15 protein-coding genes are annotated in these 17,020 nt (G+C 55.5%); 14 read left to right on the top strand and 1 reads right to left on the bottom strand.

Translation table 11 applies throughout. The features are described from left to right. Positions 1-2 precede the first annotated feature (2 nt). Complete coding sequence (locus tag BUC04_RS02590) at positions 3-971, bottom strand: integron integrase (protein WP_067658243.1); 969 nt, start codon at positions 969-971, stop codon at positions 3-5. A 709-nt stretch (positions 972-1,680) separates the two neighbouring features. Here BUC04_RS02590 and BUC04_RS24260 point away from each other — a divergent pair. The 14 genes from BUC04_RS24260 (at position 1,681) to pulA (ending at position 16,769) form a co-directional block, all read left to right on the top strand. Further along, the gene (locus BUC04_RS24260) at positions 1,681-2,169 is read left to right on the top strand and encodes an Imm26 family immunity protein (protein WP_073325543.1); all 489 of its coding nucleotides are present in this window, start codon (positions 1,681-1,683) and stop codon (positions 2,167-2,169) included. 121 nt (positions 2,170-2,290) lie between these two features. After that, the gene (locus BUC04_RS02580; RefSeq protein WP_143165506.1) at positions 2,291-2,590 is read left to right on the top strand and encodes a hypothetical protein; all 300 of its coding nucleotides are present in this window, start codon (positions 2,291-2,293) and stop codon (positions 2,588-2,590) included. A 516-nt stretch (positions 2,591-3,106) separates the two neighbouring features. Next, positions 3,107-3,544, top strand: coding sequence for a hypothetical protein (locus tag BUC04_RS23525; RefSeq protein ID WP_143165505.1), 438 nt, complete (start codon positions 3,107-3,109; stop codon positions 3,542-3,544). A 518-nt stretch (positions 3,545-4,062) separates the two neighbouring features. Further along, positions 4,063-4,410: a hypothetical protein gene (locus BUC04_RS23520; RefSeq protein ID WP_143165504.1), complete on the top strand. Its 348-nt coding sequence runs from the start codon at positions 4,063-4,065 to the stop codon at positions 4,408-4,410. Between the two features lie 114 nt (positions 4,411-4,524). Then, positions 4,525-4,869, top strand: a complete 345-nt coding sequence (locus BUC04_RS02570) for a hypothetical protein (protein ID WP_067658234.1) — start codon at positions 4,525-4,527, stop codon at positions 4,867-4,869. Between the two features lie 87 nt (positions 4,870-4,956). After that, positions 4,957-5,340: a hypothetical protein gene (locus BUC04_RS02565; protein ID WP_067658231.1), complete on the top strand. Its 384-nt coding sequence runs from the start codon at positions 4,957-4,959 to the stop codon at positions 5,338-5,340. 110 nt (positions 5,341-5,450) lie between these two features. Then, positions 5,451-6,176, top strand: coding sequence for a dienelactone hydrolase family protein (locus BUC04_RS02560; RefSeq protein WP_067658229.1), 726 nt, complete (start codon positions 5,451-5,453; stop codon positions 6,174-6,176). Positions 6,177-6,349: 173 nt separating this feature from the next. Continuing rightward, positions 6,350-7,486, top strand: a complete 1,137-nt coding sequence (locus tag BUC04_RS02555; protein ID WP_067658227.1) for a PQQ-dependent sugar dehydrogenase — start codon at positions 6,350-6,352, stop codon at positions 7,484-7,486. Positions 7,487-7,512: 26 nt separating this feature from the next. Further along, positions 7,513-7,878, top strand: coding sequence for a DUF4345 family protein (locus BUC04_RS02550; protein WP_067658225.1), 366 nt, complete (start codon positions 7,513-7,515; stop codon positions 7,876-7,878). A gap of 24 nt (positions 7,879-7,902) precedes the next feature. Beyond that, positions 7,903-8,295: a VOC family protein gene (locus BUC04_RS02545; protein ID WP_067658222.1), complete on the top strand. Its 393-nt coding sequence runs from the start codon at positions 7,903-7,905 to the stop codon at positions 8,293-8,295. A gap of 116 nt (positions 8,296-8,411) precedes the next feature. After that, the gene (locus BUC04_RS02540; protein WP_067658219.1) at positions 8,412-8,747 is read left to right on the top strand and encodes a zinc ribbon domain-containing protein YjdM; all 336 of its coding nucleotides are present in this window, start codon (positions 8,412-8,414) and stop codon (positions 8,745-8,747) included. Between the two features lie 6 nt (positions 8,748-8,753). Further along, positions 8,754-9,119, top strand: coding sequence for a hypothetical protein (locus BUC04_RS02535; protein WP_067658216.1), 366 nt, complete (start codon positions 8,754-8,756; stop codon positions 9,117-9,119). 320 nt (positions 9,120-9,439) lie between these two features. Beyond that, entirely contained in the window at positions 9,440-12,370 is a 2,931-nt protein-coding gene (locus BUC04_RS02530) for a TonB-dependent receptor (RefSeq protein WP_067658213.1), read from the top strand. Positions 12,371-12,449: 79 nt separating this feature from the next. After that, complete coding sequence (pulA, locus tag BUC04_RS02525; RefSeq protein ID WP_067658210.1) at positions 12,450-16,769, top strand: pullulanase-type alpha-1,6-glucosidase; 4,320 nt, start codon at positions 12,450-12,452, stop codon at positions 16,767-16,769. The last annotated feature ends 251 nt before the right edge of the window (positions 16,770-17,020 follow it).

Genomic DNA, 17,020 nt, shown 5'->3' with positions numbered 1-17,020 from the left:
CTCTATGGGCTGAGAACACGGTCGGCGGGACTGAGGGTGCCAGCATGGCGTTGGCACGCCACGTGGGTGTACACCTCGGTGGTACGCAGGTCGGTATGCCCCAGCAGTGACTGCACGGTGCGGATATCCGCACCGTTTTGCAGCAGGTGGGTGGCGAAGGAGTGGCGAAAGGTGTGGGCGGTAACGCGCTTGCACACCCCGGAGGCCACAACGGCCTGACGAAGCTGCTTGGTGTAGGCACTGCGATGGCGGTGATGACGACAGCGATAGCCATCGTAGGGGTGAACGCAAACGGTGCTGGAGGGAAACAGGTACTGCCAGGCGGGTGATTTGAGGCTGTGACGGTACTTTCGAAACAGTGACGGAGGCACCGAGGACATCCCATCACCCGACGCCACGTCAGCCTGATGGAGTGCCTGCACCTTGGCGATCTGCGCCTCTATTGGAACGATGGCGCACTGGGGTAACAGGGTGTAGCGGTCTTTCTGCCGCTTACTGCGAAACACGAACAGCGATTGCCCCTCGATATCCACATCCTTAAGCCGAAGCCGTAAGACCTCATGAATGCGTAATCCGCTGCCGTACAGCAGCGCCGTCATCAACCAATACTCGCCGGACATCTGCGCCAGGATTTGGTTTACCTCACTGGCCGACAGCACCGTCGGCAATGTCTTTGGCCGTTTTGCCATACCAAACTGCAATCCCTCAATCGGCTGATTGAGCACGTGCCGATACATGAAGATCAGCGCACAAAGCGCCTGGTTTTGGGTAGAGGCACTGACACGGCGCACGTTGGCCAGGTAGGTTAAAAAAGCCTCAATCTCCGGGTTGCTAAGCTCAGAGGGATGCCTTAAGTTGTTGAAACGTATGAATTGTCTTATCCAGAAAAGATAGGTCTTTTCGGTTTGCAAGGCATAGTGGCGCACCCTTAGCGCCTCGCGAACCTGACCGATAAAGGGACTGGTACTCATCACGCCTCCAATGTAGCTGTATATATATACAGTTATAGATGATGAGCAGAGACAATCAAGCGGTTACGTGGCATAGGCCAGGGCGGAGCAGTGCCAGTAAATGCTTATGTTATGAAATTGTTTTCATAAAAAACAATCGCTTAGGGGTAAATGCCCGTTTACCTTTTGGCTCCCTTTCGCCGCCATTCTCGCTTTCAACAGAACCAGGATGCCGCTTTCAGACCCTTTTCTACTCCAAAAGAGGGAGTTGCCGAGCATCTCAGGCATGCTGGACGGCGGGATAAATGAAAATTCAACAGAATAAGCTGTTAAGAGGCTGATGATGAGTGCGCTACATCGTCTCATTGGAATGAGACTAATTAAGTTCGATACCCACGACGGTAGAACATCCTTGCACCTAGACGGCGCCGTCATAACATCCTTTAATCGCACGACGTTTTATCCAGGCTCTCAACCTACCGCTGGGTGCCGTGTCGAAGACGTTGAATACCTTGATGGGGTGGCACTGAAACTAGTCTTATGCAACAACCATGAGATTTGTATCAGCCTTTATGAGTCTGATTATGAAGGGCCAGAGGCATTTAATGTGAGGTTTTCTGATGGGCAGATTGTTGTTGAACAAGCCTCTTAACAAGCCCAATCAGAAGTGCGCACTGCGTGCGCGGGATCTCGCTACGCTCGGCCCCTGTTGGGGGCGTTAGGTGCACATATGGCGTTTCCGAAAACCAATATGATTCGTCGAGATCCTTACAGAAAGAGGCTTAAGGTAGGCGATGTATTCCAACTTGAGTTTCCCGAGAGCAGGTTCGTCTATGGGCGAGTGATGTCTCTCTCTGCTTCAGCAGGTGGTTTTGAAGATTGTATTCTGATTTATGTTTATAACGCGGAATCGACCTTAGCTGAAGTACCCGACGACTTGGATTCGTGTACCTTGCTGTGTCAGCCACTATTCATAAATAGGTTAGGGTTCTCTAGAGGCTATATGCCAGTTGTTTGTAATGTAGCTCTTACTAGTTTAAGCCAACGGAGAGAGTGGTGCTTTCACGACATTCTATTCAAAAAGTTCTTAGATGAAGATGGAGTAGAGTTAGAGCGCCCCACTGATCACGTAGGTACATGGGGGCTAAGCAACTATCTCATTCTTGACGATCTTGTCAGTGAGAGGCTAGGCATTAAGCCAATCGATGATGATAGCTAGCTGTTCACCTAACAAGGCGCTACAGACGGATCGCAATCGCTCGGCTGGCTATTGCTCGTGCCTCGCAGACTTTAGCCAGCCAAACTGCTCCCGCTGAGCGGGGCGTTAACTGTACAGATACATGAATAAATCACATGAAGCAAGACACTTACTGAATCAGCGAGAGAAGGGTGTAAGCATCGCCCGTGGCTTTGCTTCTATGAAGCTACGAATGATGCTTCGCCTGTTTCTAGTTGTAGCCTGCGCTGTGTTTTTCTATTTCTCGGGCGGCAAGCCCATCTTTGTCCTTTTGATAGGGATTTATCTGGGTATGACTATCCAGGACTTTAGCTGGCTACAGTCTGCTTCAAAGCCCTGGGGCTTTATGAAGTCCGTGTTGAACTGGAAAGAGGTTGAGCGCATTGCAAATAGCGACAGTTAACAAGCCCAATCAGAAATGCGCACTGCGTGCGCGGGATCTCGCTACGCTCGGCCCCTGTTGGGGGCGTTATGCATCTTTATGAACTGGAAAATACTTAGAACAGTCTCGTTGCTCCTTTTAGCTGCTCTCTTATTGGCTGTAGTGGCTGCAAGTGCCTTGTTCTTCGGAGTTGATTATGGCCCGCAAGGAGCCGATTTTATTGGGTGCTACGCCTACGATGCGATGATGCCTGGCTTTGAGTGTAAGGGCTTTCTCGGGAGTTCACTGATCTCAGCATGGTTAAATTGGCCAATAGCGATGGTCTTCTTTCCTTTCTTAGCCGGCTCTAGCCTACGAGCATTCACCATAGCCATACTGCTATGGCTTCCTGTAGCCATGCTGGTTCTATCTAGTGTCAAACTACGTGGGCAACAAGATGCATAACAAGTCCAATCAGAGTTGCGCACTGCGTGCGCGGGATCTCGCTACGCTCGGCCCCTGTTGGGGGCGTTAGGCATACCTGGCAGGGAGCAAAATTTGAATACAATCAAAATAGTCATCCATCTTGCTTTTATGTCATTTTTGATTGGGTGTTCTCCCAGTCAGCATGATTCCTCACTTAATAATCAATATGGTGTTTTGAGAATACCAATACCGAATGGTTGTAATTTTGATTCAGATAGCTTAACTATTCCAAGTATTGAAAAGGCAGAAGTGGTGAATTTTGATATGGCTATTAGTGGCATGAACACTAGCTCATTTATGCACGTCAAGCACAAAGGTTACCCTTCGGATGTTCTGAATCCATTGTCGAGGGCTATCGCGCATTGCATTCCAAATGCTTATGAAACTTATGACTCGTCAGTTTTATTGTTCGAAGATCTAGAAAGGTATAAGTTACTTTCCGTGAATCAAGATATTTACATTACAATTCATAATGGGAAGTTTATTGTGAGTTACATGGCGAAAAAGTAGTGTCCAGCAAACTGTTTAATAGTAAAGTCAAAACTCCGCGACGATTCATCTTTGTGCAAACCCACTATTCAACAAAGCAATCGCTACATTTTCATGCGATTAACCGGACATTAGACAAACCAAGGTGAGGCTGTGCTGAGAGTTCTTTTGGTCTGGTTATCGCATTTCTCGCTTACGCTTGGTAGCACCATTTTACTGGCCGGTAAGCATCATGGGCATTCTATTGCGGGCACTATACCGGGGTTAGGGTTACGCATTTTGCAGATTACTCTGGATGTACTGTCATTTCCTTCGAGCCTACTAATTGAGAGATTCACGGATGCCAGGAGTATGGAGTTCCTTCCGTACGTGATGATAAATAGCTTGTTATGGGCCTTGGTTATCAACATGCTTTTGAAGCTATGGGTAGCGCACCGTGATAGTGCCTAACAAGAGTAATCAGGCTGCTCGTTTCACTCGCCGGACCGGGCTACGCCCGGCCCGCTGTTACTGGCGTTATACAGCTTTGAGGCAATAGAGTGATTAGAGTACTAGTTACCGCAATTAAAGTGTTCGATAAAGATATCTCAAAATTAGATATAGACTCTTTGTTTGTGGCTAAATTACTAGTCTCGCTTATTCTTGTAGTTAATGTTCAAGTTGTCTTTGTTCTTTGTGGATTAGGCAAAAGTTCTAATTTTATCGGTATATCAAGCTGGTTGTTTCATTTGGCTGTCATTGTTCTTGTCATGGGTATTATTCATCTGGTTACCAAAAACAAGATTCAACAGAGTAAAGAGCAGCCAGTAGCTATGTCACCATTTTTAAGATTTACTTGTTGGATTTGGCTTATTTGTTCTTTGTTTGTGTTTCCAATCGCTGTATAACAAGGCCTTAAAGCCGGATTCGTTGCAGTTGGCTTGGTTCCGCTTCGCTTCACAATCTAGCAAACTATCACTCACCGCTTCAGGCGGCGTTAAGATTCCCAGGGAGGGTGACGGATGCCAAATTATCTGTTGATAGCTGTATTAGCTGTGATTGTTTATATGCCATTGCGCATTACCTATATGGTCATGCGTAGTTACTCTTTAGATTCAAAGCAATCTGTTGTTGCAATTGCTATTTCCTGGCTTATTCCCGTAGTTGGACCTTTGTTGATTCAGTCGATTCTCAAGGTAGAGCTGTATAGAAAGGCCTCTGACTCGGATAGTTTGTGGGGCCAGATATGGGATAGGCTGTTTTTTGCTTACGTTGTAGAACAGCATGTGAATGTTGTTGGTGCCTCCCGCGCTGATGAGGCAAGAGCCGTCAGTGACTTTAGCGAAGGAGGTGGCGGTGAACCTTAACAAGGAAAATCAAACCTGCCGAAATCATGGTAATAACATTGCTACGATCGGCTGCGTTAGTGGTGCTAGTTTCTTCAAGGGTTACTCATGTCAAAACTCCTTTTTGTTTTACTAATCCTGGTTGGGCTCATCAATTTCTTACCAGTATTCGGTGTTCTTTCTACTGTAAGATTAGAAAGCGCCTATGGTATTGAGCTTAACTCTAGTGAACTGATTATTCTAATGCGTCACAGAGCTTTACTGTTTGGTATCGTGGGAAGCTTTATTATTTACTCTGCCTTCAAACCGGTGTACAGAACAGTTGCTATGGTTTTTGCCGGGCTAAGCATGGTTGGTTTTGTCGTTTTATCCTATCTAGTTGGTGACTTTAATGAAAGCATTAACAAAATAATATTGGCTGATTTTGTAGGGATTTCACTTCTTGCGGCTGCTGTTGTCATACAGATTTTTATGTTGGTCGAAGATGATTGATTAGGCCATTTATTCTCTATGCTGGGCAGTAAAAAGTAGCTTTGTAAATTTGGCTTGATAACGACCAGCCACTGTAAGTGGTTTAATTATCTTTAACGGGGAATCATTACATGAAAAAATGGATTGCGATTGTTGCGGCAACCCTCTCATTTAGTGCTCTAGGCATGTCGACCGACTATGACTACGGTGGGGAAATGTATGAGGGGTACTATCTCTCTGCAGGGGACGGGGCGCCGCTTGTCATCATTGTGCATGATTGGGATGGCCTCACTCACTACGAAAGAACACGGGCATCCATGCTCAAAGAGCAAGGCTATAGCGTTTTCGCTGTTGATCTCTACGGCAAGGGCAACCGTCCTGAGAGTACAGAAGATAAGCGGGCAATGACGCAAAGCCTGTATCAAGACAGAGACAAGATGCGCAAGCTGATGGATGCCAGCCTCTCTCACGCCGTGGCTTTGGGTGGCAACGCAGAGAATGCCGCCGTCGTAGGTTACTGCTTCGGCGGCGCAGTCGCGCTGGAGATGGCAAGAGCCGGTACCCCATTGAAGAGCTTCATCAGCTTTCATGGCGGCCTGAAAACCCCGGAGGGCCAGAGCTACCAGGATACTGCCGGGCAAGTAGTCGTCTTTCACGGTACCGCTGACAAGGCCGTGCCAATGAGCGATTTTTCTACCTTGGCGGTTGAGCTTGAAACCGCCGGTATAGTTCATGAGATGACGACTTATAGTGGTGCGCCACACGCCTTTTCGGTGATTGGCTCCTCCCGCTACCATGAGCAGGCGGACAAGAAGTCGTGGCAACGATTTTCTGAGTACCTTCAGGAAGTTTTCTAATAACGAAGGCGTTGGGCATAGGAGCCAACGCCCTGGAGGCTGATGGGCGTCAGCGCGTCGATTCGGTTTCCGTTGTTTAGCGGCAAAACGGGTAGAACAGCCGGGCTTGGTTTCTGACTAGGCTTACCCTGTCTCTGAGTCGCCGCAACCCCTACTCAATTGCGAGGAATAACGTGTTTAAGCCATTTAACAAATTGCATCTCTCAGTCAGTGTGCTTCTGCTGTCGTTGTCCAGTGTCAGTCATGCCGACGCGCTTTACCAAGAGACCAGCGAGCAGGGCGAGGTTGCCGTTGAGCTTGTCGCCGAGGGGTTCGGTGTGGTTTGGGGCATGGCCTTTCTGAGTGACGACGAGATCGTCTTCACTGAGCGTGATGGCAAGATGGGTGTGGTGTCTATCTCGTCGGGCAAGGTGCAACGCATCGAGGGCGTTCCGCAAGTGAAGGCCGAAGGGCAGGGCGGCTTGCTGGATGTGGCGACAGCGCCAGGTTTCAAAGCTGGCGACTGGATTTACCTGACGTACTCAAAGGATATCGATGGCGAAGGCGTGACCGTACTGGCTCGGGCCAAGCTGGCGAAGGGGAAGGTGGAGTCCTGGGAAGAGCTTGTTGTCACCCAGTCGCGCTCTGATACCGGCCGGCACTATGGCAGCCGTATCGAGTTCGATGGCCAGGGCCATGTGTTCTTCACTATTGGTGATCGTGGCGTCAGGCCATCGTCTCAAGATCTGCAGCAACACAATGGCTCGGTATTGCGTGTGAAGCTGGATGGCAGCGTACCCAGCGATAACCCCTTTGTCGATAATAAGGACGTACTGCCTGAGATCTGGAGTTATGGCCATCGAAACCCTCAGGGCATCGCGCGGGATGCCACCAACGATCGACTTTGGGTGAACGAGCATGGCCCCAGGGGGGGTGATGAGATCAACCTGGTTGAGCCTAAGCGCAACTACGGCTGGCCTGTGATCTCCTATGGCAAGGAGTATTGGGGGCCGAAAAGCGTTGGTGAAGGCACGCACAAGGAGGGGATGGAGCAGCCAAAGAAGGTGTACACCCCATCGATAGCGCCCAGTTCCTTGATGTTGTACACCGGTGAGGTGTTCCCTGCTTGGTCAGGAAACCTGTTCTCCGGCGCGCTTAAGCTGACTCACATCAACCGTGTGGCGGTGGATGACAAGGGCGAGATACAGGGTGAAGAACGGTTGCTGGAAGACTTTGAAGAGCGGATCCGCTCGCTGCGCCAAGGGCCGGATGGTTTCATCTACTTCTCTACGGACAGCGGTAAAATCCTACGCTTGGTGCCTGCCAAGTGATTTCGCCCTAACCCGAGGAGCCAGCGATGGAGCTCAGCCTGATACTCAGAGCCGTTGGTGTTTTGCTTATCCTGGCCGGTCTCGTACTGGTGTGGGATCCGGAGCTGGTGAGCAATAAGCCGGTACCGACAGACCCTTTCCAAGCTACGGAGCGGCGGATCTGGTGGGGGCTGCTTATCGGCTTTGGAACCTTGCTGCTGTTTCATCATCAACTTCAGCCCTGGAATCAATCCCTGGCTGCCGCCGGTTGCTCACTGCTGTTTGGCTTGCTGGTGGCTCGATTAATTGGCATGGCTCTGGATGGGCCGGTGATGAAACAGTGGATCAACGTGGGTATTGAGATTGTCATCATGATCCCGCTGGTGTGGTGGTACCTCAAGGTGCGGGGATGACTCGGCTTAACCAGGGAGCGGTGGATGTTTGATCATGTCGTGTTCGGCGTCACTGACTATGAGCAGAGCAAGGCGTTCTACCTGACGGCCCTGGCACCGCTGGGCATCAAGGTGCTCTCTGAAGGGGAGATGGGGGTCGAGTTAAGTACAGACGGCAAGAGTTCCCTTTGCATTCGCCGCCAACCGCAAGCCAATCCCTCGCCTTTGCACATCGCTTTTGTGGCTAAGCACCGAGATCAAGTGGATAGCTTTCACCGTTTGGCTCTGCAAGCGGGGGCCAAAGACAATGGCGGCCCCGGTCTGCGTCCTGACTATAGCGGACGCTATTATGCGGCCTATGTGATTGGCCCGGACGGGCACAATATAGAGTTGGTGTGCCATGAAGAGGAAAGCCAGGTAAACAGCCAAAGCGGTTGATGCTGATGGCTTAAACCTGCAAACCCGCTGAGGCCCAAATCCAACGCCTGATTGGTCGCGCCTAGCCCCGCTTGCCCTTACAATGCCCCCTCTGTTTTCTGCTTTGAGTGTTCGCCATGTCTTTGCCACCTTGTCCCGCCTGCCAATCCCAGTACGTTTACCAGGATCAGAGTCAGCTGATCTGTCCCGAGTGCGGCTACGAATGGAACCCGGTGGAGCAGGCGGAAGCGGAGAAGATAGTGGTTAAGGATGCCAACGGCAGTTTGTTGGCAGAGGGCGACCGTGTCACCCTGGCCAAGGATCTCAAGGTGAAGGGCAGCTCCCTGGTGCTGAAGATCGGTACCAAGGCGCTGGTACGAAGGATCAACGATGGCAAAGATCACCAACTCGACTGCAAGGTAGATGGTGCCGGCGAGATGATGGTGACCGCCAAGTTCGTCAAAAAGGCCTGAGCCGAAATGATTGACCGACTAAAGACCCTGTCCCGTAAGGCGCTGTGGTTACGGCCAGTTTCGCTGGTGGTGGCCGTTAGTGCTGTTGCCTGGTTCAGCTACACCGTGCTGCTGGGGCAGGGCAGTGAGGGGGATACAGGGCTAATCCCCAGTGTGGTATTGCTGATTTGGGCGTTGGCGGGGTATGCCATGGTGGTTACCTTTCCTTTCGTCCCTGATACGCCTTCCGCCTCTGATGGCCGCTGGGCTCGTTTCAAGGTTCGCACGGTTCGGGCGGTGTACCATTTGATGGCCTGGTTGCTGCTGGTACTGACCCTGGTGGGCGCCTGGTTATCCTTACGACTCGTTAACATCTGGCTGTCTGGCCTGTGAATCCACTGCTCAAGAATTAGCCATTGGTCTGTCTGAGTCCTCAGCCAGTCCCTTTGCAATCCCACCGCTTAACACCTGTGCGGTTCGCTGCTTAAGCCAGCACGTTGCTGCATCTTAGCCACTTTAAGCCACGCATTCGCGTGGCTTTTTTGTTTTCATCCGTTTTCATAAAGTTGCAATGAATACGTATGCATGCCGTTGTTACCAAAATTTAACCATGCCTAACATAGCGTTTAACAATAAGCCTAATGTTCAGGTTAATCAGGGTCGTATAAGCGGGCATTGGGCAACTCACAGTCGCAAAGACGGAAGGGAAGCAGATGCCACAATTCAGACCCAGTATCCTCGCCCTGGCGTTAGCCGCCGCGGGCATCGGTGCCAGCGTTGCCCCCTGGCAACTCCACGCCGCGGAAGCGGACACCCCAGAGACCGACCCTCCAGCCGAACAAGTTGCCGAGCCTGCCACTGAGCAGGCCGGTTACGATGAGGAGGAGATTGAGCGTATCGAGGTGACTGGCTACAGCCGCAGCCTGATCGACTCGCTGGATGCCAAGCGCTACGGCGATACCGTGTCAGAGCAGCTCAGCGCGGATGATCTCGGCGCCTTGCCGGATGTGTCCATGGCGGACGCCCTGACCCGTTTGCCAGGGATCTCGGCAGTACGGACCGGCGGCCAGGCGGCGGAGATCAATATCCGGGGTATGTCCGGTGGTTTTGTGTTCTCCACGTTGAACGGGCGCGAGCAGGTTTCCACCAGTGGCAGCCGCAGCATCGAATTTGACCAGTACCCCTCCGAGCTCATCACCTCTGCCGCGGTATACAAATCCCCCAAGGCCTCGCTGATTGAGGGTGGGGTGGCCGGTACGGTGGAACTGGCCACCGCCAGTCCGCTGGCCGCAGACAAGACTCACAACTTTGTTGCCAACGTGCGGGGCATGTACAACGACCGGGCCGACGAAGTGGAAGGCGCCGACGAGTTCGGCTCCCGCCTCAGTTTCTCCTACCAGGGCAAGTTTCTGGACGAAACCTTAGGGTTGGCCCTGGGCTATGCCCGACTGGATCAGCCCTCGGTGGCCACCCAGTTTATCGGCCTGCACTACAACGACAGCAAGGACGTGGATGGCCTGGCGGATGACATGGATGGCCCGGAGGAGAACCCGGGTAACGAGTACATCAGCGAAGGCTTTGAGATCCAGCACCTGGGCGGGGTCGAGACCCGTAACGGCTACATGGGCGCCATCGAGTGGGCCCCCAATGACCGCTTCGTGCTCAAGGCCGATGCCTTCCTCTCCCGCTTCGACTCCGAAGCCTTTGCCCGGGGATACCGGGTTAAGCTGGGCGGCCCCAACGTGGCGGTGTCCAATCCGGTACTGGACGGCAATGCCGTGATCGGCGGCAACTTCACCCGCACCAGCAACAGCTACACCCGGGTGGAGATCGTCAACGACGATAACCGCGACTTCGACGAAGTGGACAGCTACGGCATCAACGCCGACTGGCAGGTGACCGACAACCTCACCGTCAACGCCGACGTCTCCTTCTCCTCCGCCAAGAGTGACTTCCGCAACGGCCTGCTGTGGGCCAACGTGGCGGAGGACGCCACCGTAGCCAACCCGGTGTTCGATCAGAACGTCTCCATCAACTACCTGCTCAACGGCCTCAACCTGCCGGACGTGGGCTTCAGCCAGGCTGACGCCTTCTCCGACATCAACCGGGTGATGGTGAGCAAATACGGGATCTACCCCTATGTGAACGAGGATGAGGTCACCGCCTACCGGCTCGACTTCAACTATGCGTTGGACAACGACTTCCTCAGCTCAGTGGAGTTTGGGGTGCGCTACTCCGATCGCGAATACTCCAACGACCGCTCGGTGTTCGAGTACGGCAACGATGGCGCCTTCTCCACCACCGAGCCGCCGCTGCGCCTGACCGAAGACATGGTTAACGTGGTGGATTGGAAGGGCGATTTTGGCTACTTCCCGTCCTACCTGGCGATCGACTTGAACAAGGCATTGGATGCCTGGTTCCCCGGTGGGGTGCCGCAGCCGGTACAAACCTGGGGTAACGCCGATGGCGTGCTCGACTCCCAGGGCTACACCACCAACTACTCCTGGTCGGTGCTGCAAAGCGGCGAGGTGTACGAGAAGATCCTGGCGGCCTACCTGATGCTCAACATCGATGCCGAGATCGGCTCGGTGCCGGTCACCGGTAACATCGGTATCCGTGCGGTGGAAACGGATCAGTCCGCCACCTTGCTGGAGAACGTTGGTGGCGATCCCGCCCTGGGGGCCCAGTTCATCGTTGATGAGATCGGCATCGTCAACGGTCTGTACGCACCCACCATCAAGGGTGAGAAGTACACCGACTACCTGCCGTCCCTTAACCTGAACTTCCGCATCACCGACGACAGCCAGATCCGCTTTGCCGCGGCTCGGGTGATGTCCCGTCCGCCGATCAACCGCCTGGCCGGTGACGCCAGTGCGTCAGTGAATGACGACGGTGAGATCAACGGTTCCAGTACCAACAACCCCTTCCTCAAGCCGTTCTACGCCGATCAGTACGACATCTCCTACGAGTACTACCTGCCGGATGGGGCCATCGTGGCAGCGCTGTTCTACAAGAACATCGACTCCTTTATCGACACCATCGCCATCGAAAACTTCGACTTTAAGGGCAACGGCTTCAACGTGCCGGACTTCATCGTCGATCCGGTCAGTGGCGAGCAGGTGGAGACCACCAACGGCACCTACACCACCGCGGTGAACAACGCTGAGGGCGGCTACATTCGCGGTCTGGAACTGGCCTACACCCAGGTGTTCACCGGCTTGCCGGGGGCCTGGTCCGGCTTTGGTCTGAATGCCAGCTACTCCTACACCGAGTCTGAGGTGGAGTCCCAAACCGATCTGGGCGGCGAGAGCATTCCGCAGGCACTGCCGGGTCTGTCCGAAAACGTCGCCACCGCCACGCTGTTCTACAGCTACGCCGGCTTCGATGCCCGGGTCAGTGCCCGTTACCGTGACGACTTCGTGTCTGAGCAGGTGGCGGTGAACGAGCAGGTGGTGAACTTCGACGGCGAGACCGTGGTGGACTTCCAAACCTCCTACCAGATCAACGACCACTTTGGCGTGCTGTTCCAGGTCAACAACCTGACCGACGAACCGACTCAAAGCTACTTCGGCAACGAGAGCCGCACCGGCACCCTGCAGTACTTTGGCCGGGAATACTTCCTCGGGGTGACCTATGCGCTGTGATTGGACGACATCTCAAACCAGAACCCAAGTCGCCGACACCACTGCGCCCGTGCGCCCATACAACCTGGAGAATGGATTCATGACACGACTCCCCTCTACCGCCAAGCTGGCGGCCATCGCGCTGGGCAGTGCGCTGCTTTGGGGCTGTGGAGACGGCGCCGAGTCCGGCGACGTGCTGCTGACCTGTGACGCCCCCAATGTGCCCAATGCTGCCGGTACCCAGTGTGTGGCACCGGAGCCGATCCAGTGCCCGGCGCCGAGCTTCCCCGATGATAAGAACGAGCAGTGCATCATCGGCTACAACCCGGACTTGCCCACCCCGGTGGCGGTCCCGGGCGAGCTGGAGGCGGTGCTCTACTACAACCGCCCGGGCGAGCCGGATTCCAGCTACGAGGGTTATCGCCTGCACACCTGGAATAACGACGAGTGTGACGCCTACGCGCCGCCTCACGATGCCACCGACTGGGCCAATGGCCATATCCACGACGGCATCGACCCTACCTACGGCGCCTATTGGATCCTCAACCTCAAAGAGGGCTACAGCGACTGCGCCAACTTCATCATCCACATCGGCACCGAGGGCTCCGGCAAGGCGCTGGGCGACTTCGACGCCAAGATGGTGCTGAACCAGGAAGATGAGCGGGCCCAGCGCATGGGCTTTACCTTCCACGGTCATCCCACCGTTTATGAGTACCCCATCGATACCCTGGGTGTTCAGCCGCTGAAGATCGACGGCGCAGCGGCCCACTGGCTCGATGCGGACACCCTGGTGTGGAACCTCGACCCCACTGCGGTTTCGATGTTTAAGCTGCATCACGCCAAAATGGCGGATCTGGAGGTGTTGCCGGAGCCTGATCGCATCGTCAACGGTGAGGTGGTGGCACTGACCCCCAGCGAGCTGACCGACGAGCAGAAGGCACGTGCCCCGCATCTTGCCGAATGGCCCGCCTACAGCACCGGCCTGAGCGCCGAGCAGGCCAAAGAGGTGGCCCGTGGCCAGCTGGTGATGGCGGCCTACAACGCCGAAGAGGTGCCGGTGGCAGCCACCAATGTGCAGATCGCCAAGGCGCTGGATGCGCTCTACACCTTCGGTGAGATGGACGCCGACGAGGCGCAACTGGGTGTGATGTACGATGGCGACAGCGTGTCGGTATCGGTGTGGGCCCCCACGGCACAATCGCTGATGCTCAACCTGTACGATGCGGATAAGAACCTCAGCTCCAGCCAGGCGATGACCCTGGATGAGATGACCGGGATCTGGAGCTACCAGGGCGATGCCAGCCTGGATCGCCAGTTCTACCGCTTCGAGGTCAAGGTGTTCCACCCGGTCACCGGCCTGATTGAGACCATTGAAGCCACCGATCCCTATTCGCTGAGCTTGTCCGCCAACGGCCGCTACAGCCAGTTTGTCAATCTGAACGATGACGATCTCAAGCCCGATGGCTGGGATGGCCATGCCGTGCCTACCGTGATGAACACTGCCGATGCGGTGATCCTGGAAGGCCATGTTCGTGACTTCAGCATCCGTGACGAAAGCACGCCGGAGGCGGTGCGTGGTACCTACCTGGCCTTTGCCGAAACCGGCACCGCGCCGGTGATGCACCTGCAAGCGATGGCGGAGGCTGGGGTAACCCACTTCCACGTGCTGCCGGTCACCGACATGGCCACGGTTAACGAGGAACGTTCCGAGCGGGTGGAGATCACCGACACCCTGGGGATGCTGTGTGAGCGCATCGACAACGCCGCGGCGGCCTGTCTGACTGAGGATCACGGTGCCACCATCGAAAGCCTGCTGGCGGACTTCCTGCCCGGCTCCGCCGATGCCCAGGCGCTGGTGGACGCACTGCGTGGCCTGGATGGCTTCAACTGGGGCTACGATCCGCAGCACTTCTTCGCCCCTGAAGGCAGTTACGCCAGCGATCCGGACGGCGTGGCGCGGATCCTCGAGCTGCGTGCCATGAACCAGGCGCTGCACGAGATGGGCCTGCGAGTGGTTCTGGACGTGGTTTACAACCACACCGCCTCATCCGGGCTATGGGACAACTCGGTACTGGATAAGCTGGTGCCCGGTTACTACCACCGCTACGACGAGGAAAGTGGTGAGATCTGGCGTTCCACCTGCTGCGAGAACACCGCCACCGAGCACCGCATGATGGACAAGCTGATGAGCGACTCGCTGGTGCTGCTGGCCCAGCAGTATGGCTATGACGGCTTTCGCTTCGACATCATGGGCCACATTCCCAAGCCCAGCCTGCTGGCGGCCCGTGACGCGGTACAGATGGTGGACGCCGACAACTTCTTCTACGGTGAAGGCTGGAACTTCGGCGATGACGTGGTGAACGATCGTTTGTTCGAGCAAGGAACCCAGGCCAACATGGCCGGCTCTGAGATCGGCACCTTCAACGATCGGATCCGCGAAGCGGTACGCCAGGGCCGTCTGTTTGCCGAGGAGGAGTCCAACGAGCGGCTGCAGGATCAGGACACCCTGCGTCTGTCCATGGCCGGCAACCTGCAAAACTACGTGCTCAAGGACTTCAACGGCAACTCCGCCACCGGCGCCAGCTTCAGCTGGAACGGTCAGCCGACCGGTTACACCTTAAGCCCGGTGGATGCGATCAACTACGTCTCCAAGCACGACAACGAAACCCTGTGGGATCAACTGCAGTACAGCCATCCGGTGGGCCGCAGCCTGGAGGATCGGGTCCGGATCCATCATCTGTCCGCTACCTTGCCGCTGCTCAGCCAAGGGATCCCCTTCTTCCAGCTGGGTGTCGATCTGCTGCGCTCCAAGTCGATGGATCGCGACAGCTACGACGCCGGTGACTGGTACAACTACGTCGACTTCACCAAGGAGACCAACAACTGGAACGTGGGCCTGCCCTCGGCGGACAAGAACCAGGATAACTGGGAGACCATCGCCGGGATCGCCCTCAACCCCAGTGCCCAAGCGTCGATGAGCGAGATCGATTTTGCCGCAACCCTGTTCCAGGAGATGCTCAGCATCCGTCGCGACACCCCGCTGCTGCGTCTGGACAGCGAGGAAGCGATCATCGCCCGCCTGGGCTTCCACAACGTGGGCAAGCGCCAGACCCAAGGTTTGATCGTAATGAGCCTGGATGATGGCATCGGCCTGGCGGATCTCGATCCCATGGCGGATGCGCTGGTGGTGATGGTCAACGCCAGTGGCAGCGAGCAGTCCCACACCATCCCCACTGCCGAAGGTTTTGTGCTGCATCCCACCCTGGCCGCTTCGCTGGATACCCGGGTACAGGGCAGCAGCTTCAGTGCCGGCGAAGGCGAGGGCACCTTTACCGTGCCGGCCTACACCAGCGCGGTGTTCATCAAGCCGCAGCAAGGCGAGCAGGGCACCGGCCTGGCCGCCACCGCCACCGTGGGTGCGCCGGATGTGGTTCCTTACGGCAGCACCGAGGTGTTTGTTCGTGGCGGCATGAACGATTGGGGTGAGGTAGACCGCTTCGAGTACGTCGGCGACGGCGAGTATCGCATCGCCATTGCGCTGACTGCCGGCGACTACGAGTTCAAGGTGGCCTCGGCTGACTGGAGCACCGTGGACTTTGGTGGCCTGTCCGACGGCGAGGCCGACGTGGAGGAGGGCACCGATGAGGCCCTGACCCGCAGTGGCGCCAACCTGCGCTTCAGCCCGGCGATGGATGCTACCTACGTGTTCTCCCTCGATGCCAGTGACAGTGAGAACCCGGTATTGGTGGTTTACAACGAAGAGCCCTTCGTCGGCACCCCGGTGTATCTGCGTGGCAGCCTCAACGGCTGGAGCACAGATAACGAGTTGGCCTACCTTGGTGGTGGGATCTACCGTGTCGATGTAGCGCTGACCGCCGGTGACTACGAGTTCAAGGTCGCTTCCGAGGATTGGGCCACCGTGGATTACGGCTCTGCCGAGTCGGATCCGGCGGTCACCGAAGGCCAGGAGGAGTTGCTGGGTGTGGGTGGGGCCAACATGACCTTTACCGCTACCATGGACACCACCTACGCCTTTATCTTCGATGCCTCCGACCGCTCTGAGCGTCTGCTGTCGGTGCAGCCGGCCGAGATGTTCGGCAGCAACACGGTGTACATCCGTGGCAGCATGAACGGCTGGGGCGAGGTAGACATGCTGGCTTACCAGGGCATGTCGGTTTACAGCGTGGATATCGCGCTGGCGGCGGGCGATTACGAGTTCAAGATCGCCACCGCCGATTGGAACACCGTGGACTTCGGTGCCGCCGGTGGTGATGAAGCGGTTGTCCTGGACGCCAGTAAGCCCCTGGCAGTAAAAGGGGCCAACATGACCCTGAACCTGGAGGCGGCAAGTACTCTGCGCTTTACCGTCACCGGACCGAGCATGGACAGCCCGACCTTGACGGTCTCCGAGGTGAACTGACCCGGGTGACACGGTCCTAGCTCCCAACCCAAAGCAAAACCCGAAGCCAATTGGCTTCGGGTTTTTTGTCTCTGGCCGGGTTTGCGATCAGGGCGACCTATCGAGCCGAATCAGAGGCAAATGCTGATGGGGCACACCGAGAGATGCGCAGGGGCTTGGCGTTGGTTAAGGCATTAAATGGCTTAATGAGAGCTGAGGGTGCTCTGGGAACGCAGTGCGTAACCCTGGGCGTAATCCAGGGCGGGGAAGGG

Source organism: Ferrimonas marina, from assembly GCF_900129905.1.
GTDB classification, from domain to species: Bacteria; Pseudomonadota; Gammaproteobacteria; order Enterobacterales; family Shewanellaceae; genus Ferrimonas; species Ferrimonas marina.
The sequence above is the reverse complement of the archived record's forward strand: the minus strand, read 5'-3'. Positions and strand labels throughout refer to the sequence as shown.